This is a genomic window from Pantoea sp. Ap-870 (assembly GCF_011752515.1).
Taxonomy (GTDB): domain Bacteria; phylum Pseudomonadota; class Gammaproteobacteria; order Enterobacterales; family Enterobacteriaceae; genus Pantoea; species Pantoea dispersa.
This window is the reverse complement of sequence record NZ_VWXG01000001.1, coordinates 462,650-483,089: the sequence shown is the minus strand read 5'-3', so window position 1 is coordinate 483,089 and position 20,440 is coordinate 462,650. Positions and strand designations below refer to the sequence as shown.

Sequence of the window (20,440 nt, the reverse complement as noted above, 5' to 3'; positions counted from 1 at the left end):
CATTGCGCCGCTAGCAGGCCAGCGTCTGTAACACCTTCACCGCCCGGGCTATCTCCGGTGCCAGCCAGCGATCCTCCTGCCAGGTGGCAACCTCAGCGCGTAGCGCGCGTAGCGCCCGGCCCGTGCCGCTGGCCAGCTGCGCCTCACCGTGAAAATCCAGCGCCTGCGCCGCCAGCAGGTACTCAATCGCCAGCACCTGCCAGAGGTTATTCAGCAGCCTGAGCAGCTTGAGCGCCGCGCCGGTACCGAGGCTGAGGTGATCCTCCTGCAGTCCCGAGGTGACGTAATTGTCCAGCACCGCCGGCTGCGCCAGCTGACGATTCTCCGCGCACAGGGAAGCCGCCACGTATTGCGCGATCATCATGCCGGAGTTGACGCCCGGCTGCGCCACCAGAAACGGCGGCAGCCCGCTGACCAGCGGATTGACCAGCCGGTCCAGCCGGCGCTCGGCAATACTGCCAATCTCCGCCATGGCAATTGCCAGCAGATCGGCCGCCATGGCGACCGATTCACCGTGCGGATTGGCCTGCGACACCACGCGCCAGTTATCCGGCGTGCCCAGTACCAGCGGATTATCGGTGCAGGCATTCAGTTCGATCTCAACCTGACGCGCTGCGTGGGCGAACTGATCGCGGCTGGCGCCGTGCACCTGCGGCATCGAACGCAGGCTGAGCGCATCCTGGGTGCGTATGCCGCAGCTCGCCGCCAGCAGCGGGCTGTCGCTCAGCAGCGCACGCAGACGCTGGCCGCTATGCTGCATACCGGGGCTGGCTTTCAGCGCAATCACCTCGGCATCAAAGGCCGCCAGCTGACCGCGCAGCGCTTCGAAGCTCATCGCGCCGGTGACATCCGCACAATCCAGCAGCCGCGCCGCATCGTCCAGCGCCAGACAGCTCAGCCCGGTCATGCACGGCGTACCGTTGACCAGGCTCAGGCCCTCTTTGGCGCCGGGGCGATACGGCTGCAAGCCAGCCAGCCGCAGCGCCTGCTCCGCCGGCATCACCTGTTGCTGGTACTCAACGTCGCCCACGCCAATCAGCGCCAGCCCGATATGCGCCATGTGGGTGAGATAACCGACTGAACCCTGCGATGGCACCTGCGGCGTGATCTGCTGATTGAGCAGCGCCAGCAGATGCTGCACCAGCGCCACCGAAACGCCGGATTTGCCGTGGCTGTAGTTGGCGATGGCCGCACACAGAATGGCGCGCGTCTGCTCGCGCGTCAGCAGCGGACCGACGCCGCAGGCGTGGCTCAGCAACGTATTGCGTGACAGCTGGCTGAGCTGGTCTTCCGGCAGCGTGATGTTACACAGCGCCCCCAGCCCGGTGTTGATGCCATAGGCAATCTGACCGCTGGCAACGATCTGTTCGACGATCTCGCGACCGCGCGCAATGCGCTGCCAGGCGGCGGCGCTCAGCGTCAGTTCGGCGTTATGTCGCGCTATCTGTACCAGCGCCTGCCAGGTCAGCGGCGCATCGCCCCAGACGACGGTCATACTGGCTGCTCCGCGTGATGGCTCTGATGGCTGGAGATAAACTGCTTAAAGCGCGATGAACCGCTGGCGCCAAACATCGCTTCCGGCGTGCCCTCGCAATCAATGTTGCCCTGATGCATAAACACCACGCGATTTGAGACGTTGCGCGCGAAGCCCATCTCGTGCGTCACCACCAGCATGGTGCGCCCCTCTTCCGCCAGGCTGCGCATCACTTTGAGCACCTCGCCGACCAGTTCCGGGTCGAGCGCCGAGGTTGGCTCATCAAACAGCATCACTTCCGGATCCATCGCCAGCGCGCGGGCAATTGCCACACGCTGCTGCTGGCCGCCGGAGAGCTGCGCCGGATAAAAATCCTTGCGGTTAAGCAGCCCGACGCGATCCAGCAACTGCTCTGCCTGGGCGATACAACTCTTTTTGTCGCGCTTCAGCACATAGTGCGGACCTTCAATCACGTTCTGCAGCACCGTCATGTGCGACCACAGATTGAAGCTTTGAAACACCATGCCCAGCCGCGATCGCAGGCGTTCAATCTGCTTAGGATTCGCCGCCAGCTGATGGCCGCGCGCGTGGCGCTTCATTTCAATGGTTTCGCCGCCGACGCTCACCACGCCGGCATCCGGCGTTTCCAGCAGATTGATGCAGCGCAGCAAGGTACTTTTGCCCGAGCCGCTGGCACCAAGAATTGAAATAACATCGCCCTGATGCGCCTGCAGCGAGATGCCTTTGAGCACCTCCATAGCGCCAAAGGATTTATGGATATCAGTGGCGGACAAGGTGACTGGTGAAGTGGAATGCATATTACTCTCCGGCAAGCGGTTTAACGGCGGGCAGCGGCTTTTTTTCAGCGCGGTGCACCGGGGTCAGACGGCGCTCTAACAGCGCGTACAGCTGGACGATAATAAAGTTGAGAATCAGGTAGATCGCCGCAGCGCAGATAAACACTTCCATAGTGCGATAGGTACGCTGGATGATCTGCTGCGCCACGCCGGTGACATCCCACACCGTGACCAGGCTGGCAAGCGCGGTGGATTTCACCAGCAGAATCGCCTCGGTGGAGTACGCCGGCAGCGCATAGCGCAGCATGATCGGCGCGATGATGCGGCGCAGCAGCAGCCAGCGTGACATGCCGCAGGCCAGCCCGGCTTCGACCTGACCTGCCGGCACCGCCAGCAGCGCACCGCGCAGGATCTCAGCGGTGTAAGCGGCGGTACACAGCGACAGCGCCAGCACCGCGCAGATAAACGGCTCGCGCAGAAACGGCCAGACGAAGCTGTGGCGAATCACGCCAAACTGGCCGAGCCCGTAGTAGATGAGAAACAGCTGAATCAGCAGCGGCGAGCCGCGAAACACCAGAATATAGCCGCGGGCAAAACCGCTCAGCAGCCGCCAGCGGCTCATGCGCAGCGCCAGAATGCCCAGCGCCAGCAGCCCACCGCAGACAAAGGCGCTGATAAACAGCCCGAGCGTCACCGGCAGCGCCGCGCTCAGCTTAAGAAAAGTGTCGGCAAGAAAAGCGAAGTCGATCATACTGCTGCTCCTTAGTGCTGTGCCGCAGTGCGACTTTGCCATGCGCGGCCGAGGCGCGACTCCGCGCGGCGAAACGCATGGTTCGACAGCAGTGTCAGCAGCAGATAGCAGCCACCGCCAATCAGGTAAAAGGTGAAGTAATCGCGCGTTGAACCGGCCGCCACCTGGCTGGCGCGCATCAGCTCGACGATGCCGGTCACTGACACCAGCGCCGAATCTTTCAGGCTCATCTGCCAGACGTTGGACATCCCCGGCAGCGCGTAGCGCACAATCTGCGGGACGAGGATGCGCTGGGCGATACGCCAGCGCGGCATCCCGATGGCTACCGCCGCTTCGACTTCGCCCTTGGCCAGCGCCAGGCGCGCAGCGCGATACACTTCACCCTGATAGGATCCGGAGATGAGCCCGATAGCCAGCGCGCCAATCAGGAACGGCGGCGCTTCAATAAAGCCGTCAGCACCAAACAGCTGGCCGACCAGCGTGATCAACCCCGATCCACCGAAGTAGAACAGGTAGATCACCAGCAATTCCGGGATGCCGCGAAACACCACCGAATAGCTTTCACCCAGCCAGCGCAGCCAGCGCTGGTGCGAGAGTTTCGCCGCCGCCACGCCGGAACCGACCACAGCGCCAATCATCAGCGCCGCCAGCGACAGCAGCAGCGTGGTACCGGCGGCGCTCAGAATCAGGCGACCCCAGCCATCTGCACCAAAACTCAGCAGGCTCATCATCTTTCACCTCACTTACGGCGTTACGTCAGTTTTAAACCACTTCTCGCTCAGCTTTTTCACCGTGCCGTCCGCCAGCGCAGCGTGAATGGCGGCATCGAGTTTGGCCTTCAGGTCGTTATCAGCCATGCGCACGCCCATCGCTTCGCCTTCCCCCCAGATCGGACCGCCCAGCTGCGGGCCGCTGAACGTCAGGTTGCTGTTCTCTTTACGCGCCAGCATCGACTGCGCGAAGGTCACGTCATCAAACACCGCATCGATGCGACCCGCCTGCAGATCGAGAATCGCATCCGCCGAAGCGGTGTATTCGCGTACGTCGGCCACATCTTTGAAGTATTTATCGATAAACGGCGTATACACGGTGCCGGAGGCAATACCGATGGTTTTGCCCTTGAGCGCCGCCTTCAGCGGGGCGATGGCCGCATTGATGGCATCCTCGTCGTCGTGCAGTTTGATGATGTTCTTATTGGCCGGCAGCAGCGGGTTATCTTTGCTGGTGATGAAGGTCGCCGGCGTTGACGCGTACGGCGTGGTGAAGTTGACCACTTTTTTCCGGTCCGGCGTAATCACAATCGCATCCATGATGACGTCATATTTCCCGGCGTTCAGTCCGGCAATCATCCCGTCCCAGTTCTGCACCACCAGCTTGCACTGAATGCTCATGCGTTTGCAGAGATCTTCCATCAGTTCAGGTTCGAAGCCGCCCAGCTTGCCGCCCGGCAGCGTCAGGTTCCACGGCTCATAGCTGCCTTCAGTGGCGATGGTGATGGATTTCCACTCTTTAGCCTCGGCAGCCACGCCGGCCAGCATCAGGCTGGCAAACAGCGTGGTAAGGCAAAAACGGCGAAACGGGGCACGGTGTGTCATACGTCTTCTCCTGGTGGTTAACAAATCTGGCTGTCTCTGTTGGCTGATACAGCGCAAATGACATTTCATGTATATACAAGTTAGCTTGCGGCAGATCATTGTCGGCATAAGCTTTTTGTGAGCCAGCCAGAATAAATAGTCATCATTGCCGCGCGGTCTTTACTTGTACATACAAGCTAGCAAGGGCTGTGCCAGATCGGCAAAGACGGTAAACGGAGGGGATCGGCGTCAGGCGGAACGCGTCGTGCACACTTACAGGGCAGGGGTTGCACAGCATTGGGGAGTGAGGCAGCGGTTGTACATCCGCCACATGAGAAAACGGGGTCACCGTGATGGCGACCCGCATCAATTAAACGGCTTTCCCCGCCTGCAGAAACGCCTGCAGCAGCGGCTTCAGCACGTGCTGCAACCGCGTGGCGCGATCCTGCTGCCAGGCAAACGGCGGCGCCTCATCCATGTAATTCAGCTGCGCCAGCTCCAGCTGCACCGCCTGCACGCCCTGCGCTGGCTGGCCGTAAGCGCGCGTGATATAGCCGCCTTTGAAGCGTCCGTTCACCACCCAGCTGTAGTCGCTTTGCGCGGCGCACACCTGCTCAATCGCCGCGATGCTGGCCGCCGAACAGCTGGCGCCATCGTTGGTGCCGATGTTCAGATCCGGCAGCTGGCCGTCGAACAGGCGCGGAATCACCGAAGCGATGGAGTGCGCATCAAACAGCAGCGCATAGCCATGTTCGGCTTTCAGCCGCGCCAGCTCCTGCTGAATCTGTTGATGATAGGGTTGCCAGATAGTCTCCAGATCGCGCTGACGCGCCGCGCTGTCCGGCGTCATGCCGGGTTTAAAGGTCGGCGTGCCATCAAACAGCGTCTCCGGATAGAGCCCGGTGGTGGCCGTGCTGTACAGCGGCTGGTTGTCCGGCGGACGGTTGAGATCGATCACGAAGCGCGAGTAGTGACCGATCAGCACACTGGCACCGAGGTCGCGCACAAAGTCGTACAGCAGCGGAATATGCCAGTCGGTATCCGGCAGGCCGCGCGCGGCCTCGCTCAGCCCGGCGTCAACCTCCGACGTCAGCTGGGTACCGGCATGCGGAATACTGACCAGCAGCGGCAGCTTACCGGCGGTGAAATGAAAAGGGGTCATTGCGCTTCTCCACGATAGATAACCTGGCACGGCAGTTCGCCGCCCAGCCAGTAAACCAGCTCTGCCGGGCGAGCCAGCGGCCAGTGGACAAAATTGGCTACTTTGCCTGGCTCCAGCGAGCCGTGCGTGGCCTGCAGGCCAAGCGCCTTCGCGCCCCACAGCGTGACGCCGGCCAGCGCTTCCTCCGGCGTCAGGCCAAACAGCGTACAGCCCATGTTCAGCATCAGCCGCAGCGACAGCGCCGGTGACGTGCCCGGATTGGCATCGCTGGCCAGCGCCATTGGCACGCCGTGCTGGCGGAACAGTTCGACCGGCGGACGCTGCGTCTCGCGCAGCAGATAGAACGCTCCGGGCAGCAGTACCGCCACCGTGCCATGCTCCGCCATCGCGCGGGCATCGTCCTCCGTGGCGTATTCGAGGTGATCGGCAGAGAGCGCACCATAGCGCGCCGCCAGTGCGGCACCGCCGAGTGCCGACAGCTGTTCAGCGTGCAGCTTCACCGGCAGGCCGAGCGCTGTGGCGGCATCAAATACCGCGCTCACCTGCTGCGGTGACAGCGCCAGGTGTTCGCAAAACGCGTCGACCGCATCCGCCAGCCCCTCCGCTTTCACCCGCGGCAACAGGCGCTGGCAGATAATATCGATCCAGCCCTGCGGGTTATCCCTGAACTCTGGCGGGAAGCCGTGCGCCGCCAGGCAGGTGGCCTGCACATCGGCAGGCACCGACTGCGCCAGCTCGCGGATAGCGCGCAGCAGAGTGAGCTCGCTCTCTTCGTCCAGGCCGTAGCCGGATTTAATCTCCACCGTGGTAACGCCTTCGGCCAGCAGGCGATCGAGCCGCCAGCGCGCTGACGCCACCAGTTGCTGCTGACTGGCCGCGCGCGTGGCGCGCACCGTCGACAGGATGCCGCCGCCCTGCGCGGCGATCTCCGCATAGCTCACGCCGTTGAGCCGCTGTTCGAACTCCTGGCTGCGATCGCCGCCAAACACCAGATGCGTGTGGCAATCCACCAGACCGGGCGTAATGATGCCGCCGTCAAACTGCTGCTGCCGGCGCGGGGCAAAGTCCGGTAACGCGCTGCGCGGGCCGATCCACACCAGCTCGCCGTTATCCACCGCCACGGCGCCATCCTCAATCAGGTTATAGCGACCGTCACGCATGGTGACCACATCGGCCCCCAGCCACAGGCTGTCGATCTGTTTACTTGCCATCCCACTCCCCTTTTGTCTGGCGATTTACACTGCGCCTCAAAGTATGTATATGTATATACAACTTTCCGCCATTGAGGATCAACCATGGCAGTTTATTTTGCCCCACGCGCACGGCTGGCCGACGGCTGGCAGGAAAACGTGCTGATCGCAACCGACGATCAGGGATTTATTCGCGCCCTTACCGCCGACAGTACGCCCGGCGATGCCGTGCGCCTGGCCGGCCCGGTGATTCCGGCGATGGCCAACCTGCATTCCCATGCCTTCCAGCGCGCCATGGCCGGGCTGGCGGAAGTGGCAGGCGATCCGCAGGACAGCTTCTGGACGTGGCGCGATCTGATGTACCGCATGGTGCAGCGCCTGTCGCCTGAGCAGGTCGGTGCCATCGCCACCCATCTCTACATTGATATGCTCAAGGGCGGCTACAGCCAGGTGGCGGAATTTCACTATCTGCATCACGATCCGCACGGCCAGCCCTATGCCGACGATGCGATGCTGCACCAGCTGATGCAGGCGGCACGCACTGCCGGTATCGGCCAGACGCTGCTGCCGGTGCTGTACAGCTACAGCGGCTTCGGTGCGCAGCCGGCCAGCGACGGTCAGCGACGCTTCATTCAGCACACCGATGCCTATCTGCAGCAGCAGCAGCGTGTCGCGCAGTGGAGCGCGCAGCAGCCGCTGATCAACCACGGCCTGTGTTTCCACTCGCTGCGCGCGGTAAGCGAAGCCCAGATGCATGAGGTGCTGGCCGCCAGCGCTGCGCATCTGCCGGTGCACATTCACGTTGCCGAGCAGGAAAAAGAGGTTAATGACAGTCTGGCATGGAGCGGAGAACGGCCGGTGGCGTGGTTGTATAACCGCTTTGCCGTTGATGCACGCTGGTGCCTGATTCACGCCACCCATCTCGATCAGCAGGAGATCGCGCGCATGGCGGACAGCGGTGCCATTGCCGGGCTGTGTCCCACCACCGAAGCCAATCTCGGCGACGGCATCTTCCCGGCGGTCGAGTACATCGGGCGCGGCGGGTGCTGGGGCATTGGCTCTGACAGCCACGTTTCGCTCAGTGCGCTCGAGGAGCTTCGCTGGCTGGAGTATGGCCAGCGGCTGCGCGATCGTCGCCGCAACCGCATCACGCTAACCGATCAACCCTCGGTCGGCGATCTGCTGTGGCAGCAGGCGGCGCAGGGCGGCGCGCAGGCCTGTGGCATTGCCAGCGGTGAGCTGGCGGTGGGCAAACGCGCCGACTGGCTGGTGCTGGAGGAGGATGCGCTGCTGGTCAGCGTCAGTTCCGCCGCGCTGCTCAATCGCTGGCTGTTTGCCGGCAGCAGCCAGCAGATTCGTGACGTGTTTGTTGCCGGACAGCCGGTGATTCAGCAAGGCCACCACGCGGCGGAAGAAGCGGCCGCCGCTGGCTTTGCCCGGGCAATGCGGGCGCTGCAATGATCGCGCGCTTTGACTACGCGCAGCTGCCGGTCAGCCGCTGGCGCAACGGCGGCGGGGAAACGCGCGAAATTATCAGCTATCCGCCGGGCGCAGCAGAGTTCGGCTGGCGCGCCAGCATCGCCACCATCGACGCCGACGGGCCGTTCTCGCCCTTCCCCGGCGTCGATCGGGTGATCACTTTGCTGCACGGCGATAGCGTGCTGCTGCGCTGTGAACAGGCCGAACAGACGTTGCTGCCCCATCAGCCGTGGGCCTTTCCCGGCGAATGGGCGATAGAGGCGCAGGTCAGCGGCAGCTGTCAGGACTTCAACATCATGACGCGGCGCGACGCCTGGCACGCGGCGGTGAGCGTGGAGCAGCAGACGGTCAGCAGCCTGCATGGCGTGGCGTATGTGCTGGCCGGTACATGGCGCAGCAGTGCGGGCGAGACGCTGCAGGCGCAGCAGGGGATGTGGTGGCTGCAGGAGCAGCAGCAGCTGGTGCCGCAAACGGCAGAGGCCAGCCTGCTGTTTATCGCGCTTAGCCGTGTCCCCTGAAGCGGCCCAGCAATTTGTAGCGTGAGCCTGGGTAGAGCAGGCGCGCATAGGTGACGATTTTGTTGTCGCTCCACGTCTGGCGGCGGATAAGCAGGCACGGCTCGTGCTCGTCCAGCGCCAGATGCTTACGCTGGCGCAAATCCGGCAGTACCGCTTCAACGATATGCTCACCAGCGGTCAGCGGGGCGACGCGCATCAGATAGGTGTACGGCGTCAGGCTGTGGTAATCCTGGCTGAGGTAGTCAGGCGCGACCAGCGGATTGACCAGACGATCTTCCAGCTGCACCGGCAGCTCATTTTCATAGTGCACGATCAGCGAATGATACAGCGTCTGGCCGGTGGAGAGTCCCAGCACCGCCGCCTGTTCCGGATCGGCCTTCATCTGACCTATCGAGAGAATTTTGCAGCTGTGCGTATGGCCCCGCTGGGCAATTTCATCGGCGATGTTATGCACTTCCAGCATTGCGGTGTAGCCCTTCATCTCCGCGACAAAGGTACCGACGCCCTGCATGCGCACCAGAAATCCTTCGCTGGTGAGTTCGCGCAGCGCGCGGTTGATGGTCATGCGGCTGACGCCCAGTTCATTGACCAGCTCGCTCTCCGACGGCACCCGCTGATTGGCTTTCCAGTGACCTTCCCGGATCTGGCTGACGATTGCCTGCTTAACGCGCTGGTAAATGGGCGCGGGTTCATCCCCCATCGCTGCCGCCAGCTGTGCGATTGCCGTTTGCTCCGCCATTTCCTGTTCCTTTTCCGAATGATGTGTGAAGTTTACTGTCTCGCCGCCTAAATGTATATACATCCAATGGTGCAAAGCCTGCCCGCGTGGTGCAGCTGCCGCCCGCTTTTGGTGCAGCGTACCAGGCTGGAGGTTGCCGCGCCCGCATTGCGGCACGTTTCACAGAATACGATCAATCTGGCACAGCGCTTGCTACTTGTATAGACAAGATTAGACACTTATGCTTCACTCACAACACTTATAGCGCCTCTGGCGGATGCCATCGCATCTTGCGCTCCGCCACAACGTGGCAGTTCACTTGTATAGACAGGAGTAGACTATGTCAGGTTCGGTTCAGGCAATTCGCCTCGTTCCCGGTGAAGTGGACCTCGCCACCTTACGCCGTATTTATCAGGAGAAGGTGACGCTGCAGCTGGCAGAGGAAGCGCGGGCGGATATTGACCGCGCACGTGAAACCGTCGAGGCCATCGTCGCCTCGGGCAAGGTGGTGTACGGCATCAACACCGGCTTCGGCAAGCTGGCGCAGACGCAGATCCCCGCCGAACGCCTGGCGGAACTGCAGCGTAACCTGGTGCTGTCACACAGCGTCGGCCTCGGCGATCTGCTGCCGGATAACGTCACCCGCCTGGTGGTCGCCAGCAAAATCATCAGCCTGGCACGCGGCCACTCGGGCATCCGCATGGAACTGATTGACGCGCTGCTGGCGCTGTTCAACGCCGGCGTGATGCCGTGCATCCCGGCGAAGGGATCGGTTGGCGCGTCCGGCGATCTGGCGCCGCTGGCGCATCTCTCCCTGATGCTGCTCGGTGAAGGCCAGGTGCGCATTGACGGCCAGCTGGTACCCGCCAGCGAAGGCCTGGCCCGCGTCGGCCTGCAGCCGATTGTGCTGGGGCCAAAAGAGGGTCTGGCGTTGCTCAACGGCACCCAGGTCTCTACCGCGCTGGCGCTGCGTGGTCTGTTTGAAGCCGAAAATCTGTTTGCCGCCGGGCTGATGGCCGGCGCGCTGTCGTTGGAAGCAATTAAAGGCTCGGTTAAACCGTTTGATGCGCGCATCCATCAGGCGCGCGGCCAGCACGGGCAGATTGCCGTCGCCGCTGCAGTGGCGACGCTGCTCGAAGGCAGCGAAATTCTCAGTTCGCACAGCAACTGCGGGCGCGTGCAGGATCCCTATTCGATCCGCTGCGTACCGCAGGTGATGGGCGCCTGTCTTGATAACCTCAGCCACGCCGCGCGCGTGCTGCAGATTGAAGCCAACGCCGCTTCTGACAACCCGCTGGTCTTCAGCGACAGCGGCGACGTGATCTCCGGCGGTAACTTCCACGCCGAGCCGGTGGCCTTTGCCGCCGACATCATCGCACTGGCGATAGCCGAAGTCGGTGCCATCTCCGAACGCCGCCTGGCGCTGCTGCTCGACACCGGTCTCTCCGGCCTGCCGCCCTTCCTGGTGCGCGACGGCGGTGTGAACTCGGGCTTCATGATTGCGCAGGTTACCGCTGCCGCGCTGGCCTCGGAGAACAAATCGCTGGCGCACCCGGGCAGCGTCGACAGCCTGCCGACCTCAGCCAATCAGGAAGATCACGTATCGATGGCCACCTACGCGGCACGCCGCCTGGGCGAGATGTGCTTCAACACCGCTGCCGTGGTCGGCATTGAAGCGATGGCGGCGGCGCAGGGCATCGACTTCCACCGCCCGCTGCAAAGCTCTGCCGCGATCGAACAGGAGATGAGCCGCATTCGTGCGCAAGTCGCCTTCCTCGATCAGGACCGTTTACTGGCGCCGGACATTGATGCCATGCGCCTGTGGGCCAGCAGTTACGTCTGGCCTGAAACCCTTACTGCGCTGCTGCCAAGCCAGCGTTCTACTGCTAATTAAGGAACCGATGATGAGCGAAACTTTGACTCAGGCTGTTGCCCGTGAAATCCGTGCGCCGCGCGGTAATGAACTGCACTGCGCCAACTGGCTGATTGAAGCGGCATACCGCATGATTCAGAACAACCTCGATCCTGACGTGGCCGAACGCCCGGAGGATCTGGTGGTATATGGCGGAATCGGCAAAGCCGCGCGCAACTGGGCGTGCTTTGAGCAGATTCTGCGCTCGCTGCGCGCGCTGCAGCCGGAAGAGACACTGCTGATTCAGTCCGGCAAGCCGGTCGGTGTGTTCCGCACCCATGCCGATGCACCGCGCGTACTGCTGGCCAACTCCAACCTGGTACCGCACTGGGCGACGTGGGATCACTTCCACGAACTCGATAAGGCCGGGCTGATGATGTATGGCCAGATGACCGCCGGTTCGTGGATCTATATCGGCGCGCAGGGCATCGTGCAGGGCACCTTTGAAACCTTCGCCGAAGCCGGTCGCCAGCACTACAACAGTGACCTGACCGGCCGCTGGATCCTCACCGCCGGTCTGGGCGGCATGGGCGGCGCGCAGCCGCTGGCGGGCGTGCTGGCCGGTGCCTGCGTGCTGGCGATTGAGTGCCAGGAGTCGCGCATCGATTTCCGTCTGCGCACCCGCTACCTCGACCATAAAGCCTACAGCCTGGATGAGGCGCTGGCGCTGATCAAAGATGCCACCGAAGCCGGCCAGGCGATCTCCGTGGGCCTGCTGGGCAACGCGGCCGAGCTGGTCCCGGAACTGGTGAAGCGCGCGAAAGCGGGCGGCATGAAGCCTGACATCGTGACCGATCAGACCTCCGCGCACGACCCGATCAATGGCTATCTGCCGGTGGGCTGGGACGTGGCGCGCTGGGAAGCCGAGCGCGTCAGCAATCCGAAAGCGGTAGAGAAAGCGGCACGCGCTTCCATGGCGCAGCACGTACAGGCGATGCTCGACTTCCACCACATGGGTGTGCCGACCGTGGATTACGGCAACAACATTCGTCAGGTAGCGCTGGATGAAGGGGTGAAAAATGCCTTTGACTTCCCGGGCTTCGTGCCGGCGTATATTCGTCCGCTGTTCTGCGAGGGTAAAGGCCCATTCCGCTGGGTGGCGCTCTCGGGCGATGCGGAAGATATCTATAAAACCGACGCCAAACTGAAAGAGCTGTTCCCGGAACACAAAAACCTGCACCGCTGGCTGGATATGGCGCAGGAGCGCATCGCCTTCCAGGGCCTGCCGGCGCGTATTTGCTGGCTGGGGCTGGGCGAGCGTCATAAAGCCGCGCTGGCGTTCAATGAGATGGTGCGCAACGGCGAGCTAAAAGCGCCGATCGTGATCGGCCGTGACCACCTCGACTGCGGCTCGGTGGCGTCACCTAACCGTGAAACCGAGGCGATGAAGGATGGCTCGGATGCGGTGTCAGACTGGCCGCTGCTGAACGCGCTGCTGAACACCGCCGGCGGAGCCACCTGGGTGAGCCTGCACCACGGCGGCGGCGTCGGTATGGGCTTCTCGCAGCATTCCGGGGTGGTGATCGTCTGTGACGGTACGGCTGAAGCGGATGCGCGCCTTGGTCGCGTACTGTGGAACGACCCGGCCACCGGCGTGATGCGTCATGCCGATGCGGGTTACGAGCTGGCGCAGACCTGCGCAGAGCAGCACGGTCTCAATTTGCCGATGCTGAAGTAGTTCCAGGTGCGCATCAATGCGCACCCTACGGGAAGTTACCCCGGCTGGGCAATGCCGCAATGTGCGGTCTGTTAAGACTTAACACTGTTCGCAAAGGTTGCACTGTACAAGGTCGGCATTGATGCCGACCATATGCAGCGCCAGCACGGCAGCATCCCATCGCGCCCTGTAGGGTCGGCATTCATGCCGACCGCGTGCAGCGCCAGCACGGCAGCATCCCATCACGCCCTGTAGGGTCGGCATTGATGCCGACCGCGTGCAGCACCAGCACGGCGGTATCCTATCGCACCCTGTAGGGCCGGCATTTATGCCGACCGCGTGCAGCGCCAGCACGGCAGCATTCCATCACGTCCTGTAGGGTGGGCATTTATGCCGACCTTGCCCCCACCCCCTTATGCCAATCCGCTATAGCCTATAGCCAAATTATTCCTTTCCACGATAGACGCCCCCCACGCTTACCACTACAGTGGACACTTAACTTCCCGCGTCGGAGATTGCGCAGCTGACGCTGCTGATGGAGCCTTACCTTATGAGCCTGCCTGCTGTCCTGCTGGAAAACGCCCTCACCTGGCGTCGTCAGTTACATCAACACCCTGAACTGGGTTACCAGGAGCAGCAGACCAGCGAGCTGGTAGCCCAGGTGCTGACCGATGCCGGACTGCAGGTGTTTCGCGGCCTCGCCGGCACTGGCGTGATCGGCACGCTGGAAAACGGTCCCGGTCCGGTCATCGGGCTGCGCGCCGATATGGATGCCCTGCCGATTACCGAAAAAGGCGAGCCGCAGTGGAAATCGAGCCGGCCTGGCGTGATGCACGCCTGTGGTCACGATGGCCACACCGCGATATTGCTGGCCGCAGCCTGTCAGCTGGCCGCCACGCGTAATTTCAAAGGTACGGTACACTTCCTGTTTCAGCCGGCCGAAGAGAATCTCGGTGGTGCGCGCAAAATGGTGGAAGAAGGTCTGTTTCAGCGCTTCCCGATGGATGCCGTGTACGCGATGCACAACTGGCCGGGATTGCCGGTGGGATCGCTGGCGGTAAATCCGGGCGCGATGATGGCATCGCTGGATTCGTTTGAGATTACGCTGCACGGCAAAAGCTGCCATGCGGCGATGCCGGAAAGCGGTGCCGACCCGATGGTGGTCGCCGCCGAGCTGATTCTGGCGCTGCAAACCATCCCGTCGCGCCGCCTGTCACCGCTGGCGTCGGCGGTGGTCAGCGTCACCCAGATTCACGGTGGCGAGGCCATTAACGTCATTCCGGAGCAGATCACGCTGCGCGGTACGGTGCGATGTCTGCAGACCGACGTGCGCAATCGCGTGCGCGGTCTGATTGAAGATTTTGTCACCACCCTGCCGCGCCCGTTTGGCGTCAGCGGCGAGATTCACTGGTATCCCGGCTATCCGGTTACCGCCAACCATGTCGCCCCGGCGGAGCAGGTGCGTGACGTGGCGTGCCAGCTGCTGGGTGAACAGCAGGTGCACTGGCAGGTTAATCCGTCGATGGCGTCTGAAGATTTCGCCTGCATGCTGGAAGCCTGTCCCGGCGCCTATTTCTGGCTCGGCGCTGACGGTGCCACGCCTTCAGCCCCGCTGCACAATGCGAACTATGATTTCAACGATGCGCTGCTGCCGATTGGTATTACGTTCTGGCAGCAGCTGGTGGAGAGCGTACTGATTAAACGCTGATGGCGCTGCTCAGCAAGCTCCTTCAGCTGCGCAGGCGTGCACCCCCTGCGCAACCGCTGCGGTGACCGCCGTCACCGCCCAGGTTTTTCGTGCATAGCCGGCCGGGCAGCCCGGTTAAATTCCCGCCTGCTGTAACCGCGTTTCGGCATCGGCCATTGTTGCGGCTTCGCCGGTCGCCACCAGACAGCACGCCAGCTGCAGGCGCAGCGCCTGCGGCACCGCGCGTTCACCGGCCAGCACCTGACGGATCCACGCTGCGGTATCCTGGGCGCCTTTGCTCTCTGCTAACGCCAGCGCGACCTCTGGCTGCCGCTCAACCCACACTTCCGCTTCTGCGCCGGCTCCGCGAATATAATTAATCGCCGGGCAGCGCTGCGGATTGGCATAGACCTCACCTTCAGTGCCGTTCAGCAGAATGGCCGGTGCATCGATATCCTGGAAGAATTTCCCCACGCGCGGCACATATTCCGGATGCGACACGCTCGCCAGCCGCAGCGCGGCGCGTTCGGCAAACGGCGTCGCCAGCTTGGCCAGCGTGTGCGCGCTGTTACGCACGCCCATGCGCCAGCGCAGCGCCAGCTGTTTAGCCATTGGCGCACATAAATCATTGATGGTAATGAATGCCAGCTCGCCAGCGTCGAGTTTCGCCTGCGCCTGTTGCGCGCTGGTCACTGGCGCAATATCCAGCGCCGCCAGCACCGCTTCGCTGGTCACGCGGGTTGGGTCGTCGCTGACGCCGTGCAGCAACACCGGAAAACCGAGCTTCACCAGCAGCAGCGCCAGCAGCGGCGTCAGGTTGCCCTGGCGACGCGCGCCGTTATAGCTGGGGATGACGATGGGCATCGGACGCTGTGCCGGGGCCTGCAGCCGCATCATGCGCTGCTGCATCGCGTGGTAGAAGCCGCGCATCTCTGCTTCCCCTTCGCCTTTGATGCGCAGCGCAATCAGCACGCCACCCAGTTCGAGATCCGGCACCTCGTCCGCCAGCATCGCGCTGTAAAGCGCCACGGCAGTGTCAAAGTCGATATCGCGTGCGTGATTCTTGCCGCGGCCAATCTCTTTAATGATCTTATTCAGTTCCATCATACTTTCCCGCTTCCAGGGCGCGCCGTCACCCGGCGGCCAACAATCGTGCATCCGGCTGTTGCCGCATACTCAGGATTTCTTGCTGCGCTTCGCCGGTTTGTCCGCTTCCGGCACCGGCGGTTGTTCAATCGGAAACACCGGCAGCGCGGCCAGCAGGCGGCTGCCGTAGGTTTTGCTCAGCAGCCGGCGATCGTAAATGATGATTTCACCAAAACACTGATGGCTGCGGATCAGACGCCCGACCTGCTGGATCAGCGTAAACGATGCGCTGGGTAAACTTTGTACTTCAAACGGGTAGCGTTTGAGGCTCTTCAGCCACTCCCCTTCGGTCAAAATTACCGGACTGTCTACCGGCGGAAAAGCAATTTTATGGATGTGCACCTGCGACAACAGATCGCCTTTCAAATCGAGCCCTTCGGCAAAAGATTGCAGGCCAACCAGAATGCTGCTTTGTCCGGCGGTCACCCGTTGCCGGTGAAGTTCCACCAGCCGTGAACGCGGCTGATCGCCCTGCACCAGCATCGACAGACGCAACTCCGGCACCAGGCTGACAAACTGCTGCATCGCCCGTCCGCTGGCAAACAGCACCAGCACGCCTTTGTGCTGCTGCGCCTGCATTTGCTGGCGGAAGAAGCGCGCCATCTCAGCAATGTGCTCCGCTTCATTGGCCAGCAGCGGCTCATAGCGCATTTGCGGGATGATCAGCTTACCCTGATCGACATGATTAAACGGCGAGTCGAGTGCCACAAAGCGGTCGCCGGCCTTTTGGTTCAGGCCGGACATCTCCTGCAGGCGATTAAAGCTGTTCAGCGAACGCAGGGTAGCCGAGGTCACCACCACGTGCGGGATTTTGCGCCACAGCAGCTTTTCCAGCTGGTCGCTGACGCGAATCCCGGCGCAGTGAAACAGCAGATGCGCCTGGCCGTCACGAATTTCACGCGTCACCCATTTCGACACCGGCGCGTTGGACGCTTTTTCCATCGCCGCCAGCCGCCACAGTTTGCTGATGGATTCAAACCAGCCGAAGTGGCGATTGAGCTGCAGGATGGCTTTGTGCAGCCGCATGATATCGGCCTTGCCGGTCTGTTCGCCCAGCTCGTTTAGCAGCCCTTCGCTCAGGCCACGCAGCGCATCACTCAGCTTAAACAGCCGCGCGCACAGGGTCAGCAGTTCTGGCGGCAGCTCACCGAGCACAAAGCGAAACTCGCCTGGCTGATTGTCGCGCGGTAGCAGAGTATTGAGCGCGTTGCACAGCGTCTGCAGCTGCTCGCGCATCTCATCACAGTGCCCTTTCAGACGCTCGGGATTGCTCAGCGGCGGCGGGGATTTCGGCCGGAACTGCGCCATGATGGTCTCCACCAGCCGCACAAACAGATCGAGCTGCAGGCTGCTCCAGCCCGGCGTGATCTCCGCGCTCATCTCCAGCGCATCCCGCGCCACTTCCGGCAGATGGTGCCCTTCATCCAGCACCAGCATCAGGTGTTTGGCCGGCGGCAGCACCGACTCATTCTCCATCGCCGCCATCACCAGCGCATGGTTCGCCACCACCACATCGGCCTGCTCGATTTCGCGTCGCGCCACAAAGAACGGGCATTCGCGATACCAGCGACAGTGGTGTGCCAGGCAGTTCGCTTTATCAGTGGAGAGGCGCTGCCACAGGCTGTCGTCAATCGCCACGTCGCTGTGATCGCGCAGGCCATCCCACTTATAGCTGCTGAGGTCTTTCTCCAGCCGCGCGCAGAATTTCTGCTCCTCTTTCGAACCGGTCACCGCCTGTTCGTCGAGATACAGCAGCAGATCGCCCTGCTGATCGTCAGTGGCTGCCAGCGCGGTCAGGTTGCGCGGACAGACATAGCGCCCGCGACCAAAAGCCGCGGTGAAGGTGAGGTCAGGAATAATTTTCTTTAATAGCGGCAGATCTTTGCTGAAGATCTGATCCTGCAACGCCACGTTGGCGGTGCTGATGACTAAACGTTTCTCTTCGGCGCGGCTGACCGCAATGCCGGGAATCAGATAGGACAAGGTTTTGCCGACGCCGGTCGGCGCTTCGATCGCCAGATGGCGGCCGTCGTCACCGGCCAGACTCTTCGCCACTTCGGCGATCATCTGGCGCTGCGGCGCGCGCGGGATAAAGTCAGGAACCTGCTGCTGCAGCGCCTTATACCATTGCGCAATCTGGCTTTTTATCGCTGCTGTCAGGGCCATAGTGAATACTGTTGGTTAAACCGGCCTGTATTTTTACACAGTATTGCCACAGCGTCAGCTTTCACGCTCAGTTTTTCGCGCTGGATTCAGAATTTCGCGCATCGCACGGATCAGCGGCTCGCGCGCGCGGCCGCGCCGGAAGGCGAACGAAAACGGCGCGCGAAAGTGAAAATGGTGGGGCAGCAGGCGCAGCAACTGGCCCTGCTGCTCGCGACTGCGCGCGTAATGCTCGGGCAAAAAGCCAATATAGCGCCCGGAGAGAATCAGCGTCAGCTGCGCTTCAATGCTCTCCACCGAGGCGGTGCTGTGGCGGAAACCGCGCTTGTTCAGCTCCTGCTGGTTCCAGTAGCGCCGCGTTACCATGCCGGTCTGCTGCACGCGACGCACATCCGTATCGCCCTGCGCCAGCGCATGTTGCGGACTGCAGTACAGCCACTGCTGCTCCTCGTACAGCGGCAGCGTCACCAGATTGCTGGCGCGCAGCGGAAAGTGTCCGATGGCCAGGTCGAGCCGATCTTCCAGCACCTGCTGCTGCAGTTCGTTGGGCTCGCACACGCTGAGGGTGAGAAACACCGCCGGAAAGCGCTGATTAAAACGGGCGATAACCGCCGGCAGATCCAGCGTGCTGTCGGTGACGGTGGCGTCGACCACGCCGAGCGCAAACGTGCCGCCCTGCGCGCTTTTCAGCGTCTCCACCTGCAACTGCCAGCCGCTCAGGGTCGCCAGCATTTCCCGGGTATAGGCGTAGAACTGTTCGCCTTTGCTGGTCAGCGCAAAGCCTGCGCGCCCGCGCTGGCACAGAATAAAGCCCAGCTGGCTTTCCAGTTCACTCATGTAGGCGCTGATGGCCGGTGTGGTCATGTTCAGCGCCTGCTGCGCACGCGAATAGCCCTGGTTTTCCACCACGCTGGCGAACACCTGCAGCAGTTTCAGATTGGGTAAGGTTGGCACCGCACTTCCTTCAGGGATTGCTGACAATAGTTAACGAATCGCTGAAGTGATTATCGGCTGACAGGGATTTTTTCTGCAAGCCGCTTTGGCGATGATGCAGTCATTCCCTGAAAAAGAGAGCTTTCGCTATGTCGCAACAAAATTTGCTGTTCCCGGCGCGCGTGCTGCGTGGTGCGGGTGTGATTAACCAGCTGGGGGCCATCTGCGCCGGGCTGGGCCAGCGCGCACTGCCGATTGGCGGCCAGCGCGCGATGCAGGCGGTGGCGACGCAGGTAAAGACGCAACTCGACGCCGCTGGCGTCACGCTGCTGGCACCGGTGTGGTTTGGTGGCGAAACCTCGCTTAACCATATCGAACGGCTGGCGGCGTTAGCGGTTGAACAACAGGCAGAGGTGCTGATCGGTGCGGGCGGCGGCAAGGCGCTGGACACGGTTAAAGCGGTGGGTGCGCAGCTCGGGCTGCCGGTGATAACCGTCCCGACGATTGCCGCTACCTGCGCTGCGGTGACCCCGCTGACCATTCGCTACGACGATAACGGCAACTTCTTTGATATTTTCCCGCTGCCACAGGCGCCGGCGGCGGTGATCATCGACAGTGAACTGCTGGCAGCCGCCCCTGCCCGCTGGCTGGCCGCGGGCCTCGGCGATACGCTGGCTAAATGGTATGAGTTCCGCGCGGTAAGCACGCGCCATCCGGCGCGCACCGGCAATGCGCTGTCATCGCTGACGCACAGCCAGATCTGCTATGAGGTGATCGCGGAGCACGGTCCGGCGGCTTACGCAGCGGTGCTGCGCGGTGAGAGCGGCACCTCGCTCGATCAGGTGCTGGACGCGATTTTTACCTGGGCCGGTCTGACCTCGCTGATGAGCAATGGCGCCCACGCCGCCGCTGCGCACGCCATTTACGAAGGCTTTACCTTCTGCGACAAAACGCGCGAGTTTGGTCACGGCCTGCTGGTGGGTTACGGCAATTTGTGCCTGCTGGCGCTGGAGGATCGCAGCGACGAAGAGCTGGTGGATGAGATGCGCCTGGCGCGCGACTGCGGCGTACCGTTGACGCTGGCCGAGATTGCCGCGCTGGAGGAGAGCGAGCTGGCGTTGATTATACGCGAATCTATCCACGCGCCGGATATGGCGAACATGGCCGAACCGGTCAACGAAGCGCGGTTGCGGGCGGCGATGGCGCGGATTGAAGGGCTGGCGGAACGGGTTTGATTAAGGAAACCGCGAATCGCACCCTGATCGTAGCGGCGCGATTC

Annotated in this window: 17 protein-coding genes; 6 read left to right on the top strand and 11 right to left on the bottom strand. The window is 62.4% G+C overall.

Going from position 1 to position 20,440, the window contains the following annotated elements; translation table 11 throughout:
- Positions 1-10 precede the first annotated feature (10 nt).
- The 7 genes from hutH (F3J41_RS02355) to hutI form a co-directional block, all read right to left on the bottom strand.
- Positions 11-1,495 (bottom strand): histidine ammonia-lyase, encoded by a 1,485-nt coding sequence (hutH, locus tag F3J41_RS02355; protein ID WP_166709836.1) that lies wholly within the window; start codon positions 1,493-1,495, stop codon positions 11-13.
- On the bottom strand, positions 1,492-2,292 hold the full coding sequence (locus F3J41_RS02350; protein WP_021508428.1) for an ABC transporter ATP-binding protein: 801 nt from the start codon (positions 2,290-2,292) through the stop codon (positions 1,492-1,494). Before F3J41_RS02350 ends, hutH (F3J41_RS02355) begins: the two co-directional genes overlap by 4 nt.
- A 1-nt stretch (position 2,293) precedes the next feature.
- Positions 2,294-3,022: an ABC transporter permease gene (locus tag F3J41_RS02345; protein WP_059009036.1), complete on the bottom strand. Its 729-nt coding sequence runs from the start codon at positions 3,020-3,022 to the stop codon at positions 2,294-2,296.
- 11 nt (positions 3,023-3,033) lie between these two features.
- Positions 3,034-3,753 (bottom strand): ABC transporter permease, encoded by a 720-nt coding sequence (locus F3J41_RS02340; protein WP_031279871.1) that lies wholly within the window; start codon positions 3,751-3,753, stop codon positions 3,034-3,036.
- A 12-nt stretch (positions 3,754-3,765) separates the two neighbouring features.
- Positions 3,766-4,617: a transporter substrate-binding domain-containing protein gene (locus F3J41_RS02335; protein WP_166709834.1), complete on the bottom strand. Its 852-nt coding sequence runs from the start codon at positions 4,615-4,617 to the stop codon at positions 3,766-3,768.
- A gap of 349 nt (positions 4,618-4,966) precedes the next feature.
- Complete coding sequence (gene hutG / locus F3J41_RS02330; RefSeq protein WP_166709832.1) at positions 4,967-5,758, bottom strand: N-formylglutamate deformylase; 792 nt, start codon at positions 5,756-5,758, stop codon at positions 4,967-4,969.
- On the bottom strand, positions 5,755-6,969 hold the full coding sequence (gene hutI, locus F3J41_RS02325; protein WP_166709830.1) for an imidazolonepropionase: 1,215 nt from the start codon (positions 6,967-6,969) through the stop codon (positions 5,755-5,757). The genes hutG and hutI overlap by 4 nt, the downstream gene beginning before the upstream one ends.
- Before the next feature lie 84 nt (positions 6,970-7,053).
- On the opposite strand from hutI, the gene F3J41_RS02320 reads away from it, so the two are divergent.
- Together F3J41_RS02320 and F3J41_RS02315 are read left to right on the top strand one after the other, a co-directional pair.
- Positions 7,054-8,409 carry a formimidoylglutamate deiminase gene (locus F3J41_RS02320; protein WP_166709828.1) on the top strand — a complete coding sequence of 452 codons (1,356 nt, stop codon included), beginning with the start codon at positions 7,054-7,056 and terminating at the stop codon, positions 8,407-8,409.
- Positions 8,406-8,945: a HutD family protein gene (locus F3J41_RS02315; RefSeq protein ID WP_141496514.1), complete on the top strand. Its 540-nt coding sequence runs from the start codon at positions 8,406-8,408 to the stop codon at positions 8,943-8,945. The genes F3J41_RS02320 and F3J41_RS02315 overlap by 4 nt, the downstream gene beginning before the upstream one ends.
- Here F3J41_RS02315 and hutC read toward each other — a convergent pair.
- The gene (gene hutC / locus F3J41_RS02310; protein ID WP_021508436.1) at positions 8,929-9,684 is read right to left on the bottom strand and encodes a histidine utilization repressor; all 756 of its coding nucleotides are present in this window, start codon (positions 9,682-9,684) and stop codon (positions 8,929-8,931) included. The two genes, F3J41_RS02315 and hutC, sit on opposite strands and share 17 nt — an antisense overlap.
- A 319-nt stretch (positions 9,685-10,003) precedes the next feature.
- Here hutC and hutH (F3J41_RS02305) point away from each other — a divergent pair, with 319 nt between their 5' ends.
- The 3 genes from hutH (F3J41_RS02305) to F3J41_RS02295 all read left to right on the top strand — a co-directional run bounded on the left by hutH (F3J41_RS02305) (position 10,004) and on the right by F3J41_RS02295 (position 14,940).
- Positions 10,004-11,557, top strand: coding sequence for a histidine ammonia-lyase (hutH, locus tag F3J41_RS02305; protein WP_058757812.1), 1,554 nt, complete (start codon positions 10,004-10,006; stop codon positions 11,555-11,557).
- 10 nt (positions 11,558-11,567) lie between these two features.
- Positions 11,568-13,253, top strand: a complete 1,686-nt coding sequence (gene hutU / locus F3J41_RS02300) for a urocanate hydratase (protein ID WP_166710248.1) — start codon at positions 11,568-11,570, stop codon at positions 13,251-13,253.
- Between the two features lie 529 nt (positions 13,254-13,782).
- On the top strand, positions 13,783-14,940 hold the full coding sequence (locus tag F3J41_RS02295; protein WP_021508439.1) for a M20 aminoacylase family protein: 1,158 nt from the start codon (positions 13,783-13,785) through the stop codon (positions 14,938-14,940).
- A 114-nt stretch (positions 14,941-15,054) separates the two neighbouring features.
- Here the strand turns inward: F3J41_RS02295 and ybiB are convergent, their stop codons facing one another.
- The 3 genes from ybiB to F3J41_RS02280 all read right to left on the bottom strand — a co-directional run bounded on the left by ybiB (position 15,055) and on the right by F3J41_RS02280 (position 19,182).
- Complete coding sequence (gene ybiB, locus F3J41_RS02290; RefSeq protein WP_150360667.1) at positions 15,055-16,023, bottom strand: DNA-binding protein YbiB; 969 nt, start codon at positions 16,021-16,023, stop codon at positions 15,055-15,057.
- Positions 16,024-16,095: 72 nt separating this feature from the next.
- Entirely contained in the window at positions 16,096-18,231 is a 2,136-nt protein-coding gene (gene dinG, locus F3J41_RS02285; RefSeq protein ID WP_166709826.1) for an ATP-dependent DNA helicase DinG, read from the bottom strand.
- 54 nt (positions 18,232-18,285) lie between these two features.
- The gene (locus F3J41_RS02280; protein WP_166709824.1) at positions 18,286-19,182 is read right to left on the bottom strand and encodes a LysR family transcriptional regulator; all 897 of its coding nucleotides are present in this window, start codon (positions 19,180-19,182) and stop codon (positions 18,286-18,288) included.
- A 128-nt stretch (positions 19,183-19,310) separates the two neighbouring features.
- On the opposite strand from F3J41_RS02280, the gene F3J41_RS02275 reads away from it, so the two are divergent.
- Positions 19,311-20,396 (top strand): iron-containing alcohol dehydrogenase family protein, encoded by a 1,086-nt coding sequence (locus F3J41_RS02275; RefSeq protein ID WP_166709822.1) that lies wholly within the window; start codon positions 19,311-19,313, stop codon positions 20,394-20,396.
- Positions 20,397-20,440 lie beyond the last annotated feature (44 nt).